The organism is Chryseobacterium sp. MMS23-Vi53 (assembly GCF_047651245.1).
Taxonomy (GTDB): Bacteria; Bacteroidota; Bacteroidia; order Flavobacteriales; family Weeksellaceae; genus Chryseobacterium.
In genome coordinates, this window is record NZ_CP180265.1 from 2,504,649 (window position 1) to 2,520,066 (window position 15,418).

Below are 15,418 nucleotides of genomic sequence, written 5' to 3' on the forward strand. Positions count from 1 at the left end.
AAGGATAAAAACTTATCATTAAAGTTTGCAAAAAAAATGCTTACAGAAGCAACAAACAATAATAGTCCTGATGATCAAATAACAGCATTAAAAAGAATTGTAACCTTAGAGCCTGAAAATTATTTGCGAAATTTTCAAAAATTTGACTCAATAAATGAGAACATTCAAACATCTCGAAATAAACATAAAAGTCAATTTGCTATGGTGAGGTATGATGTTGAACAAAAAAACACTGATAATCAGAGACTAAAAAATCAAACGTTCAAACAAAACATTGGTCTTGCAGCTTTAGCTTTAGCGTTAATCGGAGGAGCATTCTACTACAAAAAAAGAAAAAAACGTCTCGAGCAAGAAAAAGAGCTCGAAGTCAAAAACACACAGCTCAAAATGTCGAAGAAAGTTCATGATGTGGTGGCGAATGGACTTTACCATATGATGATAGATGTTCAAAACAATCCGGAAGTGGATAAAACCAGAATCCTGAATGACATCGAAAAAATGTATGAAGAATCCAGAGACATTTCTCATGAAAATATTCGGGAAGAAGATTTTTCTCTGCGTTTTATTAACATGATTAAATCTTATTCTTCACAAGAACAGGTTGTTTTACCTGTTGGGTACAAAGAAAGCATTTGGGAAAATATATCTTATACTATTCAGCTTGAGCTTTATTATATTGTAAGAGAAATCCTTATCAATATGAAAAAACACAGTGAGGCAAAACTGGCTTCCGTGAAGTTTGAGAAAGATAATGACACTTTAAAAATAAGATATACCGACAACGGCGTTGGGATAAAAGATTTAAGCAAACAAAAGGGAGCCGGGATCCATAATACGGAAAACCGTATTGATACCATTGGAGGAGATATTACTTTTGAAAAAAATCCAACGGGAGGATTAATTATTCAAATAACTATTCCAATAAATTTAAAGTATGTTTAAAAAAGCACTAATAGTAGAAGATCACGAAGTCAGAAATTTAGGCGTTGTAAATACCCTTTCAGAATTGCAGATTCAGAATTATGATTTTGTAAGTTATTGCGATGAGGCATTGCAAAAAATAAAAGCAGCAGCCGAAAATACTCCTTATGACCTATTAATTACAGATTTGTCATTTGATAAAGATCACATTGTACAAAACTTAAATTCCGGACAAGAATTGATTTCTGAGGTTAGAAAGATTCATCCCAATTTGAAGGTGATTGCTTTTTCCATTGAAAAAAGACCAAAGGTGATTGATGATCTTTTTAAAGTTCAAAAAATCAACGGTTTTGTGAGTAAAGGAAGAAATGATGGTAAAGATCTAAAAAACACCATCAAGAAAGTTCTGAAAAATGAAACCGTTATTCCACAAGAAATTTTAAATTCTATCAGAAATACCGATTTCGATTTTAAAGAATACGATGTTATATTAATTGAACTTCTGGCTAAAGGATGGAAACAAAACCAAATAGAAGAATATTTTAAGAAGAACAATATTACTCCGGATAGCAAAAGTGCTATAGAAAAAAGATTAAACGAATTGCGCGAAAATCTAAACGCCAAAAACAACATCGAAATGATTGTAATGTGCAAAGACATTGGCATCATCTAATTTTTTTACTTCATAAAAACTAATGACCTTTCAGTATCTCTGAGAGGTTTTTTTATTAAAAACTAGGCTTTTACGGTTTTCCGTAAGGAGACGGGCATTAATGCTCATATTTTTGGAGTATTAAAATCAGTTAAAAAAATTTTTATGAAAAAGTATTATGTAAACAAAAAAGCACAAAGCAATGGAGATCATGAAGTACACCTTGTAGATTGTAAATATTTACCCAGCAGCGAAAACAGAAAATATTTGGGTGAATTCTCGTCATGTAAAGATGCGGTGAAAGAAGCAAAAACGGAGTACCCGCAATCCAACGGATGCAAAACTTGTTCAAACGAATGCCACACCAGCTAAATAAAAATATCAATCATGGGAAAATTTGTAATTACTCAGAGAATCAACAAAGAGTATCAATTTAATTTAAAAGCCGGAAACGGAGAAATTATTTTAACCAGCGAAGGCTATGTTCAAAAAGCATCTTGTCATAAAGGAATAGAATCCGTGAGAGTTAATTCTCAGGATGATTCCAAATACGACAGAAGAACCGCTGTGAACGGAAAAGATTATTTCGTCCTAAAAGCCAGAAACGGAGAGATTATTGGGAAAAGCCAGTTATATAGTTCTAAATCGGCAATGGAAGGAGGAATAAATGCGGTAAAATCTAATGCCCCAACTGCGGAAATCGTTGATGAAACCCTTAAAAGCCAAACGCATGGATCTTAAAATAAAACTCGAACAATTACACCAAAAAGTTGTTGGTTTAAAGGAACAAATCGGAACCGAAGAAGCAACAAAGAATGCTTTCGTCATGCCTTTCATCCAAATTTTAGGGTATGATATTTTCAATCCGACAGAGGTTGTTCCGGAGCACGTTTGCGACATAGGAACAAAAAAAGGAGAAAAGGTAGACTACGTCATTAAAAATAATGATGAACCCATCTTTATTATCGAATGCAAACACTGGAAAGAAAGTGCAGATGCCCACAATTCGCAGCTTCACAGGTATTATCATGTTTCCAAAACAAGATTCGGAGTTCTTACCAACGGTATTGTTTACAATTTCTATACAGATCTTGAGAAACCGAATATTATGGATGAAAAGCCATTTTTCACCATCAATATTGAAGATTTAAAAGACAGTTCCATTAAAATTCTTGAAAGTTTTACCAAGAAAGATTATAACCTTGAAAGTATTTTGGATTCTGCGGAAGCTTTAAAATACATCAAAGCCATCAGAAAAGAATTTGAAAAGGAAATCGAAAATCCTTCGGATGAACTGGTGAAATTGTTAGTGAATCGCTTTTTTGAAAAACCTTTAACGGCTAACAGAATGGTTTCTTTTAAGGAATATGCAAAGAAAGCTTTGGCAACATCTATTAATGAGTCAATTAGCTTCAGGCTAAAATCTGCCTTAAGCATTAATGAACAGATTGAAAAACGAGAAGATGAGGTAAAAACTTCTCAGCCAATCGATGAAAATAACGATTCTAAAATTGTAACGACAGAAGAGGAACTGGAAGGTTTCCAAATTGTAAAAGCCATTTTGAGAGAGAAAATTCCTTCGGCAAGAATTGCTTACAGAGATACGCTGTCTTATTTCGGGATTTTATTGGATGATAACAATAGAAAACCTCTTTGCAGACTGCATTTTAATACTTCAAATAAATATCTGGAAACCTTCCACAACGGAAAAGAAGCCGGAGAAAAGGTTTTATTAAATAGCTTAGACGAAATCTACAATTTCAGGAATCAGCTTCATCAAACATTAGAAAATTATAATTAATATCATGCAAAGACTAATACCATTCATCATACTTACATTCAGTTTATTTCTTTTAAATTCTTGTTTTAAAGCCAATGATAATGTGGGACATGACGGAAGATGTACCGGTTCTGCTTACTGTACAGCCTGCTCGAACTGCTCTCGTTGCGGACATTGCAGCGGTGGCGGAACGTGCGGAGTTTGTAGCGGAGGATCGTCGCGCAGAAATTCTTCTGAAACGTCACCCAAGAAAAGCAAAACCAGGAAGCATAAAAGTTCAGAATCTGAATCTTACAGATCATCAAAATCAAAATCTAATAAACCTCCAAAAGTCTTTATTGATGAGGTAAATGTAAATATCAATTCCCCTAGATATTTAGCAGGAAATTCATTAATAAGCATTTATGAAAAAGCATCTTTAAAATCAAAAATTTTAACAACGGTTCCGAAGAACACGAAACTGGTTCAGCTTTCAAAGCAAGGCCCGTGGATTAAAGTACAATTGCCGAAAAGTAAAAAAATTGGATATGTTTATAAAGATGTAAAATAACTAAAAACAAATATCAATCATGAATTTAAAGAAATTTTTAAACGAAGAACAAGATCCAAAAGCAGTAGAAAAGCTTTTGGAGAGAATCAACAGTCTTCTCACTTCTCAGGAATATGTAGAGTATATTGCTGTTCAGAAAAAACCTCTTCTTAATCTGTCCCCCGATTGTATTGCGCTTACCAATAGAAGAATCATTTTTTGCAGACCAAAAACTTTCGGATTATCAATGGATTTTCAGGATTATAATTGGGTAGATGTTGTCGATTGTCATATTACAGAAGGTATTGTTGGGTCTACATTTTTAATGAAAACAACAAGAAATCATATAAATATGATGGATTATTTACCTAAAAACCAAGCCAGAAAATTGTACCAGTACGCTCAGGAAGTTGAAGAACGGATGAGAGGAGTAAGAAGAGAAAAAGATCTGGAAACAAGAAGAGCTTCCGCAGGCGGAGTTACGGTAAACAATGCAACTCCCATCATTGCTCAACCTCAACAATTTCAGCAGCAGCAACCCAAACCTCTGCTGATAGAAAATGAAGATCCTTTTGCCCTTTTGCAAAAACTGAAAGGCTTAATGGAAAACGGAGTAATTTCTCCCGAAGAATTCGAAGAAAAAAAGAACCAGATTTTATCACGTGTTTAAACATTATGAAATCAAAATCTACCACAGCGATACTTGCTCTCTTTCTAGGAGGATTGGGCATACACAGATTTTATTTGGGACAAAATATTGCAGGATTACTTTACCTTGTATTTTGTTGGACTTTTATTCCTGCTCTGATTTCTATTTTTGATTTTTTTATCTTCATTTTCATGTCGGAAAGTCGTTTTAATATTAAATATAATCTCAAAACCGGATTTTAAAAACCTTACCTCATGAAACCATTTCTCACATTCTGTGCGATTTGTTGTTTTGCTGGTATTTTCAGGCTTCCCATAGAATATTATACCTTTTTGCGAATTCTTGTTTCTATTGGAGCTTTACTTGTTTTATACAGTACTTTAAGTTTCAGGCAACATTATTTCAGTATAATTTTTCTTGTCATACTTATTCTTTTCAACCCTGTTTTTCCCATTTATTTATATCGAAAAAGCATTTGGATTCCCATTGACACCATTACAGGAATCTTATTTCTGCTGATCAATTTTATAGAAAAAACAGAACCGAAAAAGAAAGAAGAAATTACCGAAGAAACTTCAGAGCACTCCATCCCGATACACCAAAGAACTGTTTCCAGAGACAGAATTATTAATCCTAAAAAACCAAAAGAAGAATAAAAACCATGCAAAATAATCAAATTACAGAAAATCTTAAAGCTCACTTTTTAAGGCTTTATCAAATGGCTATTTGTGATGATGATTTCAGCGCTCTTGAATTGAAAATGCTTTATAAATGTGCTGAAGAAAGAGGTATTTCGTCAAAAAATTTAGATGAAATTCTTTTAAATCCAATCAATCTTAAATCTCTCGTTCCCAAAACCATTGAAGAAAAAGTCGATTATCTGTATGATCTCACCGTCATGATCTGGGCAGACGGAGTAGTTTCTCCAAATGAATATTCTGCCATGGAGAAGTATGTTCTGATGTTTGGTTTTATGGAAGAAAATGTGAAAGCCATCGTTGATTATCTCATCGAAGCCGTAAAAATCGGTAAAAACAAGAATGACATTTTATATGAACTAAAAAACTAACACACTATGGATACCACAACTATAAAAAACCTGTTTAAATTAAAATCTGTTCCGGTAGAAACCCCAAAAGAGGAAGAAACCCAGAAGACAGAAACAGACCCTAACTCCGAATCTGCCGAAGAAAGCAGAAAAAGAACCTACCACGAATCTGGTTACAGAGACAGTTCGCGAACTAACGGAAACCATTCTACCCTTTCGATCTGTTTGGATGCAGTGTATTCAAAATTTCAGAATGAGGAAAAAGAAATGGTTGAAAAACAGCAGAAACTGAAAGAATCTTACGTAAATGAGCAGAAAAACCGTGAAACAGAAATCAAGGCTTTAACGGTTTCTCAGGAAACGAAAGAGGAACAGTTAAAAAACAAAAATACAGAGATTGAAAATCATCAGCATACGATTGAAAATTTAAAAGCCGAAATTTTAGACCTGCCCAGAAATCCGGAAAAGTACAATGTAAAGGCAACGAGAGGAGCTTCTACGAAATTTTGGATTGGGACAATTCTTTTGCTTCCGATAAGTTTATATTTAATTACATTTTATATTTCGACTTCTTATTCTGCATTCTTTAAAAGTTTTGATGCAAAAAGTACTGTGATACAAAGTGTTTTGGACGCACAGGCATGGAGCAAAGCATGGAACGAAGGTGCAATTGAAGGAGCATTTGTTACTTTAATTCCGTTTGTTTTTCTAGGTTTAGGGTTTTTGATTCATATGTTCAGTGAGAATAAAACCAGAGCCAATTATATTAAACTTGGACTTTTATTTGTTGTGACTTTCATTTTCGATTCCATTTTAGCCTATGAGATTGAATCTAAATTATATGAATTAAATAAAACTTTTAACACTCCTGATTTCGATATTAAAATCGCTTTTACCAAAATTCAGTTTTGGGGAATTATTTTCGCCGGATTCATTGTTTACATTATTTGGGGGCTTGTTTTCGATTTTGTCATGAAAGAACATCGTGATAAGGACAAAATCCGAAATGAGCAGGAAATCAGACAGAAAAAAGTGGAGTTTTTTCAGGAAAAAATCAATACTCTGAAAAGCGAAATTGAAGAAATTCTTGCAGCAATCGGAAATACGAAAGAATTAATTATAAAAACACGTGGCAGAATTGAAGAGCTTCAGAATATTATTGATGGGGTGATTATTCCAACCAAAGACTACGCACTTTATGCTTCGGAATATGTTCAGGGTTGGGTTACGTTTATAGGTGAGAAAATCGCAGTTTCAAGAACTGAAAAACAGGCATTGATAGACAGTAGCATTGAAATGTACAAAGCAAGTCTTGAAAAAGTAGGGGCAAATTCGGACAACCAAAATTTAGTTTATTTATCATCTTTATAAATCACAGATTATGAAAAAAATATTTTATCTACTTATGATTGTTTCTTTGGTTTCTTGTTGTAAAGATACTCCGCCAGCTCCTTGTACAACTTGTCCTCCAAAAACTGAAATTGATTCAAACAACATCAACCTCAGCATTTTAATAGATTTATCAGACAGAATCGATCCTCAAACGAATCCAAATCCTACAATGCAATATTTCCAGCGAGATACAGAATATATCAAAGCCATTTCAAAAGGATTTTTAAATCATATTAAATCTAAAAAGATCATTACTTACGACGATCAGATGCAGGTTTTCTTCAATCCGGAACCTTCCGATCCGAAAATGAATGAATTTACAAAAGAGCTTAAAGTTGCTTTTGATAAAAATACAAGCAAAGATTACTTCACTTCTGTTGAGAAAAAATACGCGGAATTACCTTTAAATATTTATCAGTCAGCGATAAAAGACGGAAATTATGTCGGTTCTGATATTTGGGAATTTTTCAGAAATAAGGTTAAAGATTATTGTATAAAAAATGACCGAAGAAACGTGCTTTTTATTTTAACAGACGGATATATGTATCACAAAGATTCTATGTTTTCACAAGATAAACAAACATCGTTTTTAACTTCAAAATTAATTAAATCAAACAATCTCACCGATTCTAACTTCAAAAGCACCATCGAAAAAAACAAATTCGGTTTCGTAAAAGCCAATGATAATTTGAATAATCTCGAAGTAATTGTTTTGGGCATCAATCCGGAAAAAGGAAATCCTTTTGAAGAAGCCGTTATCAAAGAATATTGGGAAAATTGGTTTAAAGAAATGAAAATCAAGAAGTATCAGATCAAATCCGCAGATCTTCCATCCAATCTTGAGCCTATTATTTTGAAAGCTATTTCAGGAAAATAAAAACACTTCATATATATTTAACTATCAAAAAAGCGAAGAATAATTTCTTCGCTTTTCTTTATTTTCTCAACATTTCCGTGTGCGGAATATCATCTTCTAAATATTTCTTACCCGTATCTACAAAACCAAAATCCGAGTAGAATTTCAGCAAATAATCCTGTGCAGAAATCCTGATTTCAGAAGTATGATAACGGTTTTCAATAGTTTCAACAGCATATTGTATTAAAAGTTTTCCGAGTTTTTTCCCTCTTGCTTTTTCTGTTGTTAAAACCCTTCCGATTGAAGCTTCCTCGTATTTAATTCCTTTATCAAAAATTCTGCAATTCGCTAAAATCTCACCATCTTCTTCCGCCCAAATGTGAATCGCTTTTTGGTCATAATTATCCAAATCTTCGTAAGGACAATTTTGCTCAATTACAAAAACATCAATTCTTGCTTTCAAAACTGCATAAAGTTCAGGAACCGTGAACTCGTCGAAGGTTTTAATCTTCCAAATAATATTACTCATCAAAGTGTACGTTATTTTGTATTAAAAAATCATTTGTCTTTTCTATAAAATTCAGGATTTCATCGCCACCCACTTTCTTTTCCGCTGAGGTTACATAAAGTTCCGGCAAATCTTCCCATGTTTTGTGAAGCTCTGCTTTATAATCTTCAACATTTTTAATTGCCACATTCGGTTTCAACTTATCAACTTTCGTGAAAACAATTGAAAACGGAACTCCACTTTCTCCACACCATTGGATAAATTCCAAATCAATCGCCTGTGGTTTATGTCTCGAATCCACCAAAACAAAAAGATTCACCAAATTTTTTCTATTTAAAATATAATTGGTAATCAGTTTTTCGAAATCCTTTCTAATTGATTTTGAAACCTTTGCGTATCCATAACCAGGTAAATCCGTCAAATACCATGTTTCATTCACTAAAAAATGGTTGATAAGCTGCGTTTTACCGGGAGTCTGCGAAGTTTTAGCCAAATCTTTGTGATTCATCATTGCATTAATCAATGAAGACTTTCCAACATTCGACCTTCCGATAAAAGCATATTCGGGAATTGTAGGTTCGGGGCAATCCTGCCATTTTCCGCTACTTTTTACAAAATTTGCTGTTTTAATAACCATTTTTTAGAATATTTTTTAGAAAAACAAACCATTAAGAAAAGCTCTTAATGGTCATTTTTATTTTAAATTTAAACTTTATCTTTTATCCAGCTGTAAAGAATTTCATTGAATTCATCTGGTTTCTCCATCATCGCAGCGTGTCCGCATTTATCAATCCAGAACAGATCTGAATTTGGTATAAATTTGTGCATGTCTTCTGCAACTTCAGGAGGTGTTACATTATCTTGTTTCCCCCAGATCAGACACGTAGGTGTCAGAATTTTAGGTAAATCATTCAACATGTTGTGCTTGATGGCGCTTCTTGCCAGCATTACGGTTTTTATCCCTTTCATTCTGTCGTTTACAACCCCGAAAACTTCGTCTACCAAATCTTCAGTAGCCACAGAAGGATCATAGAAAACCTCTTCCGTTTTTTTTCTGATGTAAGAACGGTCGTTTTTTCTCGGAAAACTGTCGCCGAAAGTTCTTTCATATAACCCGGAACTTCCCGTAAGAACAAGGTTTTTCACCAAGTCCGGTCTTGCCAGTGTTAAAATCAACCCGACATGACCTCCCATCGAATTTCCGACAATCGTTACCGGACCTTCAATGTGGCTTTCAATAAATTTTATAATATACTTTGCTAAAGTCGTAAGATTTGTATTGAGTACCGGCAAATCGTAGATCGGCAACTGAGGAACGTAAACCTTGAATCCTCTGTTCGAAAAAAAATCCACCATCTTATCGAAATTACTCAAACCACCCATTAAACCGTGCAATAGCACCAATGGATGTCCTTCTCCCGCCTCTACAAAGGTATATTTCTTTTCTTTTTTTGTACTAAATATCATATAATGCCTGTAATAAAGCCTTGCAAAAATACAAATTAAACCTCAAAAATATTTTGATTACCCTAATTTAAAATAAAAATAATATAATAACCTGCTTTTTAACTTTTTTTTTGAAAATCTCTTTATTATGGCTTAAATACTATATTTTACAAACCCCGACATATCAACCTTTTACACCCCAAAATCTAAATCTTTGATAAAACTTATTAACATTAAGTCAAAAAGTGGGAAAAAGTGGGAGATTTTGGAAATTATTATATAAATTTGCTCCAAATGAAGAGTTTCATTGGAACATATGAGTGCAAAATTGACGACAAAGGCCGACTAAAAGTTCCTTCATCTCTTATCAAGCAGATGGAAAACTTCGACGACAAGGCGTTTGTAGTCAAGAGATCTGTGTTCCAACCTTGCCTGGAAGTTTATCCTATGAATGCATGGGATAAGGTGATGGGCAAAATTAATAAACTGAACAGATTCATTAAAAAGAATGCTGATTTCATTAGAATGTTTACGGCAGGTGTGAAAACTGTAGAATTGGATAATGCTGGAAGGCTACAGATTTCAAAAGATCTTACTGTTTTTGCAAATCTTCAGAAAGATATTGTAATTACGAGCGCAGGAGAACTTTTTGAAATTTGGGATAAAGACGATTATGAAAAAGTAATCTCCATCAATGAAGACGATTTTGCAAACCTGGCCGAAGATGTAATGGGCTCATTCGATGAAGAATAACCGCACTGAATAAAAAGGTGCAAAAAAAACACAACTAAACATGTATCATAACCCCGTTTTGCTGAAGCAGAGTGTAGATGATTTGGTGACGAATCCAGACGGAACATACGTGGACTGTACTTTTGGAGGCGGTGGCCATTCAAGAGAGATATTGAGCAGACTTTCGGATAAAGGAAGGTTGTTCAGTTTTGATCAGGACTTAGACGCTCTTAAAAATACAATTGATGATTCGAGATTTACATTAATTAATCAGAATTTCAGATTTCTGGAAAACTCTTTGTTAATGTATGGAGTTCCGCAAGTTGATGGAGTTCTGGCAGATTTAGGTGTGTCTTCTCACCAGTTTGATGAAGCAGACAGGGGGTTCTCAACAAGAAGCAATGCGCCTTTGGACATGAGAATGAATGTCATGCAGAGCCTTGATGCCAAAAGAGTCATCAATGATTATGAAGAAGAACAACTGGCTGATATTTTTTATTATTATGGTGAATTGAGAGAAGCGAGAAAATTAGCTCGTGACATCGTTCATCACAGAAAAGCTAAAAGCATCGACACAACAGAAGATCTGAAAAAACTGTTCAGCTATCTTCCGCCGCATAAAGTGAATAAATTTTATGCTCAGTTGTTTCAGGCCATTAGAATTGAAGTGAACCAAGAATTAGAAGTTTTAAAAGAAATGCTTGTTCAGGCATACAATGTTTTAAAACCGGAAGGAAGACTGGTTGTCATTTCTTACCATTCGTTAGAAGACAGGCTGGTAAAAAGATTTTTGAAAAACGGAATGTTTGAGGGAGAACCCGAAAGAGACATTTACGGAAATTATAAAAAAGCATTCGAACTCGTAAAGAGCAAAGCGATTGTTCCCGACGATAAGGAAATCGAAGAAAACTCAAGAGCCAGAAGCGCTAAAATGAGAACAGGAATTAAAGTATAGTTTTTAGTTGACTGTTGATTGTTGTTAGCTTTAAATCCAGCAACTATTAACAAGCAACCATCAACAAAAAAACAAATGGCAAAAAGAGCAACGACAAATCGCCCTCAGAAGAGATTAACTTTTATAGACATTATAAAAGGTAATTTCCTGAACCGTGATGAGATCAAAATACATTACAAGTATTTTCTCCTGTTGTTTATCTTAATGATGGCGATGATCTACAGCAATCATCTCGTCAACAAGAAGATTAAAATTGTTAATGCCTTAAAAGAAGAAACAGAAGAATATAAATCGCGAAACGCTTACGCACAAAGTAAGCTGATAAAAGTAAAAATGGAATCGGAGTTGGGGAAAGAAGTTGCACGGGACTCTTTGATGACCCTGGAAAATCATCCTCATAAACTGCTAATAAAACTGGACAGTACAGATGCAAAAACCAAATGAATACGATAACAAACGTAAAAAAACGTTGAGATGGGGCTACCTCTTTGCAGTGGTGGCTTTGTGCGTGTTTGTAATGTTTTTGGCGAGGATCGTAATCCTGCAAAACACTAATGTTCAGGAAATTAAAGACGATTACATTAATAAAAATTATCGCGAAGCCACGCTAAAGGCTGCCCGTGGAAATCTATTTGCTTCCGACGGTTCGATTTTGGCAACTACCGTGATGCGCTACGACATCTATCTTGATTTTAAAACCATGAAAGACACTGTTTACACCAACAACATTGGTGCTCTAACAGATTCTTTAAGCAAAATGTTCGGAAAATCGAGAGGTGAATTCAGAAAGAAATTTGACGAGCAGAGAAAAAAGAAAAACCAATATTATACTTTGGTAAAAGGTCTCGATTTCGATCAGTATGACAGAATCAGACAATTTCCAATATTTAAAAAAGGAAAAAATAAAGGAGGTTTCATCGTAGACAGAAATTACAAGAGAGAACTGGCCACTTCAGAAATTGGAGCGGGAACCATCGGAATGGACGACGGGGAACATACAGCTGGTCTGGAAGGAGCTTTCTCAAAATATTTAAGAGGAACAGACGGAAAAAGATTAGAGCAAAGAATCAATTCTTCTCAATGGAAACCAATTGATTTCTGGAAAGTTCAGGAACCTGTTGACGGCGAAGATGTTTATACGACTTTAGACCTTAGAATTCAGGACATTGCGCATTCGGCATTAGAAAAACAATTAATCAATTTCGAAGCAAAACACGGAACTGTTGTCGTGATGGAAGTTGAAACAGGAAAAGTTCGTGCTTTGGTTAATCTAAGAAGAGATGACGATGGAAATTATGTTGATTCTTACAACTATGCTTTAAAAGATAACATCGAGCCCGGTTCTACCTTCAAAACAATTTCGCTTCTAGCAGCAATGGATGACGGTTTCATCGATGAAAATACAACAGTAAATGTCGGAAACGGAGTTTGGGTATATGCTAAACAAAGAATTTCAGACGGTCACGGTGGCGGAACTTACGACATTAGTGATGTTTTAGCAAAGTCCAGTAACGTAGGAACAGCGAAATTAATTACAAAATATTACGCCGACAAACCTCAGATTTTCCTAGATCATTTGAAACGTTGGAAATTATTCGACAAAATGGATATCGAGCTTCCGGGAATCACAAAACCGAAAATCGTAACGCCTGAAAATAAAAGATGGAACGCCGCAACATTGGCTTCAATTGCTTACGGATACTCATCAAACATCAATTTATTACAATTAGCAACTTTCTACAACGGAGTTGCTAATGGTGGCAAAATGCTGAAGCCTCTATTCATCGATAAAATCATGAAAGACGGAAAGGTAATGTACAATGCCAAACCAGAAGTAATGGTTGATAAAATGGCTTCTGAAAAGGCTATTAAAATGATGACAAGTGCTCTGACAAAAGCTGTTGAAAAAGGAACAGGAAAAAGTATTTTCACGCCCAATTTAAAAATGGCAGGAAAAACAGGAACCGCAAGATTTGAATATTGGTTGCCTGGTCCGATGAAATATCGCGCATCATTTGCGGGATTCTATCCGGCTGATAATCCAAAATATACGTGTTATGTGATGATTAGCGAACCGAATACGGCGAAAGGATTTTACGGAGGAACGGTTTCAGCGCCGGTGTTTAAAGAAATTGCAGGAAAAACATTCCTGAAAACGCCACAAAATATTGAAAGAGAAATGCTTGTCGACAAAAAGGTAAACCTAAATAAAATGGTAGAACCGAATGTAAAAATAGCAGTCAATAATAAACAAATGCCAAGTGTTGTCGGATTAATCGGTAAAAACGTAATCCCGCAATTGGAAAATTTAGGATATCGTGTCGATTTCAAAGGAGTTGGGAGAATCACCGAGCAATTCCCATTGGAAGGTACAACAATTAGTAAAAATCAGAGAATTTATTTGTCTCTGCAAAATTAAAACAGAAGAGTCCCGAAGGGACGATTTAAAACAGGATGGGATGAAAATCCTATTAAAAAATATAGAAATGCAATTAATTGAATTATTAAAAAGAATCCCAGTTTTAGAAATTCACGGCGACGAAGCTCGTGAGGTTTCAGAATTGGTTTTCGACAGCAGAAAGGTTACGGAAAACTCTTTGTACATCGCAATGAGAGGAACGGTTGTGGATGGACATTCATTTATTGCATCTTCAGTTGAAAAAGGAGCAAAAGCTATCGTTTGCGAAGAATTCCCTGAAAATTTGCATGAAAATGTTACTTATATTAAAGTAAAAGATTCTTCTAAAGCTTTAGGTCAAATGGCTTCCAATTTCTATGGAAATCCATCTGAAAAATTAAAATTAATCGGAGTTACAGGAACCAATGGAAAAACTTCTGTTTCTACCCTTCTATTTGATGTATTTAAAAACTTAGGCTACGATTCTGCTTTACTTTCTACGGTTGAAATCAGAATTGGAGATAAAATAATTCCGGCGACTCACACGACCCCGGATGTTATTACAATCAATAAAATTTTAGCTCAGGCAGTTGAAGAGGGTTGTGATTTTGCTTTCATGGAAGTAAGCTCTCATGGTATTGCCCAAAACAGAATAGAAGGACTTCATTTTAAAGTGGCAGGATTTACCAATCTTACACATGATCATTTAGATTATCACAAAACTTTTGATGAATATTTAAAAACAAAGAAAAGATTTTTTGATGAGCTTGAAAGTACAGCCGTTGCCATCACAAACGTAGATGATAAAAACGGAAATATCATGCTTCAGAACACAAAGGCCACAAAAAGGTCTTATGCTCTGAAAACAATGGCAGATTTTCATGGAAAACTTTTGGAAGTTGATTTCAACGGAATGCTGTTGAATTTCAACGGAAAAGAATTCTGGACAACATTAACGGGAAAATTTAATGCCTATAATTTGCTATTGGTATTCGGAATTGCTTCTGAACTTGGTTTTGAATCAGACGAAATTTTGCAGGCCATCAGCAAATTAAAAAGAGTTTCCGGAAGATTTGAAACATTCAAATCAGATGGTGGAATTTTCTTCATTGTAGATTATGCGCACACTCCGGATGCTTTAGAAAATATTCTGGACAGCATTAATGATATCAGAACAAAAAATGAGAGATTAATTACTGTTTTCGGTTGCGGAGGCGACAGAGATCATTCAAAGAGACCTGAAATGGGTAATATTGCTACAAAAAAATCGACGTTGGCAATCATTACTTCAGATAATCCGAGAACGGAGGATCCGACAGCAATAATTAAGGAAATTGAAGCGGGTGTTGAACCTCAAAACTTCAGCAAATACACCTCAATTCCCGACAGAAAAGAAGCCATCAAAATGGCGATAAAGTTTGCAGAACCGAAAGATATTGTTCTTGTGGCCGGAAAAGGGCACGAAACATATCAGGAGATCAATGGTGTAAAACATCATTTTGATGACAAGGAAACGATCAATGAGCTTTGGAAATTAATGAGCAAGTAAAAT

Annotated in this window: 20 protein-coding genes; 17 read left to right on the forward strand and 3 right to left on the reverse strand. The window is 34.7% G+C overall.

Annotation, left to right across the window (positions count from 1 at the left end; genetic code table 11):
• Positions 1-36: 36 nt before the first annotated feature.
• The 12 genes from ACKX2A_RS11055 to ACKX2A_RS11110 all read left to right on the forward strand — a co-directional run bounded on the left by ACKX2A_RS11055 (position 37) and on the right by ACKX2A_RS11110 (position 7,848).
• A complete protein-coding gene (locus ACKX2A_RS11055; RefSeq protein ID WP_415324598.1) occupies positions 37-942 on the forward strand; it encodes a sensor histidine kinase in 906 nt (301 codons plus the stop codon).
• Complete coding sequence (locus ACKX2A_RS11060) at positions 935-1,594, forward strand: response regulator (RefSeq protein ID WP_415324600.1); 660 nt, start codon at positions 935-937, stop codon at positions 1,592-1,594. Before ACKX2A_RS11055 ends, ACKX2A_RS11060 begins: the two co-directional genes overlap by 8 nt.
• A gap of 144 nt (positions 1,595-1,738) precedes the next feature.
• Positions 1,739-1,945: a hypothetical protein gene (locus tag ACKX2A_RS11065; protein WP_415324601.1), complete on the forward strand. Its 207-nt coding sequence runs from the start codon at positions 1,739-1,741 to the stop codon at positions 1,943-1,945.
• 15 nt (positions 1,946-1,960) lie between these two features.
• Entirely contained in the window at positions 1,961-2,314 is a 354-nt protein-coding gene (locus ACKX2A_RS11070; protein ID WP_415324602.1) for a YegP family protein, read from the forward strand.
• Positions 2,304-3,374: a type I restriction endonuclease gene (locus tag ACKX2A_RS11075; RefSeq protein WP_415324604.1), complete on the forward strand. Its 1,071-nt coding sequence runs from the start codon at positions 2,304-2,306 to the stop codon at positions 3,372-3,374. The genes ACKX2A_RS11070 and ACKX2A_RS11075 overlap by 11 nt, the downstream gene beginning before the upstream one ends.
• A gap of 4 nt (positions 3,375-3,378) precedes the next feature.
• Positions 3,379-3,903: an SH3 domain-containing protein gene (locus ACKX2A_RS11080; RefSeq protein WP_415324605.1), complete on the forward strand. Its 525-nt coding sequence runs from the start codon at positions 3,379-3,381 to the stop codon at positions 3,901-3,903.
• Between the two features lie 19 nt (positions 3,904-3,922).
• Positions 3,923-4,552 carry a PH domain-containing protein gene (locus tag ACKX2A_RS11085; protein ID WP_415324607.1) on the forward strand — a complete coding sequence of 210 codons (630 nt, stop codon included), beginning with the start codon at positions 3,923-3,925 and terminating at the stop codon, positions 4,550-4,552.
• Positions 4,553-4,557: 5 nt separating this feature from the next.
• Entirely contained in the window at positions 4,558-4,773 is a 216-nt protein-coding gene (locus ACKX2A_RS11090; protein ID WP_415324609.1) for a TM2 domain-containing protein, read from the forward strand.
• A 12-nt stretch (positions 4,774-4,785) separates the two neighbouring features.
• On the forward strand, positions 4,786-5,187 hold the full coding sequence (locus tag ACKX2A_RS11095) for a DUF6804 family protein (RefSeq protein ID WP_415324611.1): 402 nt from the start codon (positions 4,786-4,788) through the stop codon (positions 5,185-5,187).
• 5 nt (positions 5,188-5,192) lie between these two features.
• Entirely contained in the window at positions 5,193-5,600 is a 408-nt protein-coding gene (locus ACKX2A_RS11100; RefSeq protein WP_415324612.1) for a hypothetical protein, read from the forward strand.
• Between the two features lie 6 nt (positions 5,601-5,606).
• Positions 5,607-6,950, forward strand: a complete 1,344-nt coding sequence (locus ACKX2A_RS11105; RefSeq protein WP_415324614.1) for a beta-carotene 15,15'-monooxygenase — start codon at positions 5,607-5,609, stop codon at positions 6,948-6,950.
• A 10-nt stretch (positions 6,951-6,960) separates the two neighbouring features.
• Positions 6,961-7,848, forward strand: coding sequence for a hypothetical protein (locus tag ACKX2A_RS11110; RefSeq protein ID WP_415324615.1), 888 nt, complete (start codon positions 6,961-6,963; stop codon positions 7,846-7,848).
• Positions 7,849-7,906: 58 nt separating this feature from the next.
• Here ACKX2A_RS11110 and ACKX2A_RS11115 read toward each other — a convergent pair whose 3' ends face one another.
• From ACKX2A_RS11115 to ACKX2A_RS11125, 3 genes are all read right to left on the reverse strand, one after another.
• Positions 7,907-8,356: a GNAT family N-acetyltransferase gene (locus ACKX2A_RS11115; RefSeq protein WP_415324616.1), complete on the reverse strand. Its 450-nt coding sequence runs from the start codon at positions 8,354-8,356 to the stop codon at positions 7,907-7,909.
• Positions 8,349-8,972, reverse strand: coding sequence for a ribosome biogenesis GTP-binding protein YihA/YsxC (yihA, locus tag ACKX2A_RS11120; protein ID WP_415324618.1), 624 nt, complete (start codon positions 8,970-8,972; stop codon positions 8,349-8,351). The genes ACKX2A_RS11115 and yihA overlap by 8 nt, the downstream gene beginning before the upstream one ends.
• Before the next feature lie 68 nt (positions 8,973-9,040).
• Positions 9,041-9,802 carry an alpha/beta fold hydrolase gene (locus ACKX2A_RS11125; protein WP_415324619.1) on the reverse strand — a complete coding sequence of 254 codons (762 nt, stop codon included), beginning with the start codon at positions 9,800-9,802 and terminating at the stop codon, positions 9,041-9,043.
• Between the two features lie 273 nt (positions 9,803-10,075).
• Between ACKX2A_RS11125 and mraZ the strand changes: the two genes are divergently transcribed.
• From mraZ to ACKX2A_RS11150, 5 genes are all read left to right on the forward strand, one after another.
• Positions 10,076-10,534 carry a division/cell wall cluster transcriptional repressor MraZ gene (gene mraZ / locus ACKX2A_RS11130; protein ID WP_415324621.1) on the forward strand — a complete coding sequence of 153 codons (459 nt, stop codon included), beginning with the start codon at positions 10,076-10,078 and terminating at the stop codon, positions 10,532-10,534.
• 40 nt (positions 10,535-10,574) lie between these two features.
• Positions 10,575-11,468 carry a 16S rRNA (cytosine(1402)-N(4))-methyltransferase RsmH gene (rsmH, locus tag ACKX2A_RS11135; protein ID WP_415324623.1) on the forward strand — a complete coding sequence of 298 codons (894 nt, stop codon included), beginning with the start codon at positions 10,575-10,577 and terminating at the stop codon, positions 11,466-11,468.
• Between the two features lie 75 nt (positions 11,469-11,543).
• Positions 11,544-11,912, forward strand: coding sequence for an FtsL-like putative cell division protein (locus ACKX2A_RS11140; RefSeq protein ID WP_076444357.1), 369 nt, complete (start codon positions 11,544-11,546; stop codon positions 11,910-11,912).
• Positions 11,896-13,887, forward strand: coding sequence for a penicillin-binding transpeptidase domain-containing protein (locus tag ACKX2A_RS11145; RefSeq protein WP_415324624.1), 1,992 nt, complete (start codon positions 11,896-11,898; stop codon positions 13,885-13,887). Before ACKX2A_RS11140 ends, ACKX2A_RS11145 begins: the two co-directional genes overlap by 17 nt.
• A gap of 67 nt (positions 13,888-13,954) precedes the next feature.
• A complete protein-coding gene (locus tag ACKX2A_RS11150; protein WP_415329460.1) occupies positions 13,955-15,415 on the forward strand; it encodes a UDP-N-acetylmuramoyl-L-alanyl-D-glutamate--2,6-diaminopimelate ligase in 1,461 nt (486 codons plus the stop codon).
• Positions 15,416-15,418: the final 3 nt, after the last annotated feature.